The sequence below is a fragment of the Elstera litoralis genome (assembly GCF_000963705.1).
Taxonomy (GTDB): Bacteria; Pseudomonadota; Alphaproteobacteria; order Elsterales; family Elsteraceae; genus Elstera; species Elstera litoralis.
In genome coordinates, this window is sequence record NZ_LAJY01000962.1 from 1 (window position 1) to 618 (window position 618).

General features: G+C 53.9%; 1 protein-coding gene. It reads right to left on the reverse strand.

Annotated features, from left to right (window positions below):
* Positions 1-618: ABC transporter substrate-binding protein (locus VZ95_RS20955; protein ID WP_045777594.1), on the reverse strand; the 618-nt coding region annotated here is incomplete at both ends.

Sequence of the window (618 nt, forward strand, 5' to 3'; positions counted from 1 at the left end):
ATCCGCCGGGTTCGGATAGGCGGCGACATGGCATTCGCCCGCCTTCAGCTTATTCACGCGCTGGGCGCTATCCGGCGTAATCGCGAAAATGAGATCGTCGATCGCCTGCTTGCCCTCGAAATAGTCGGGATGGGCTTTGAAGCGGATCGTCGAATCTTTAACGTAATCGACGTAGGTGAACGGACCCGTGCCGACCGGCTTCAGGTCGATATCGTCCATCTTGCCCTGCTTTTGCAGCTGGTCGGCATATTCTTTCGAATAAACCGACATAAACGCCATCGCAAGGTTGGTGATGAAGGGCGAAAGCGGATCTTTGATCGTCAGACGGACGGTCAAATCATCAAGCTTTTCCACTTTTTCGAGCTCAGCCGACATGCCGAGATCGTCGAAATACTGGTACTTGCCGCCGCCGACCGGATTATAGGGATGATCCTTCTTCCACTGCCGTTCGATCGAAAACAGCACGTCATCGGCCGTCAGCGTCCGGGTCGGCTTGAAGAAGGATGTGGTCTGGAACTTTACGCCCTTGCGCAGCGTGAAGGTATAAACCTTACCATCCGCCGACACTTCGTATTTTTCAGCCAGCGAATTGATGATGTTGGTCGAACCGCGTTCGAA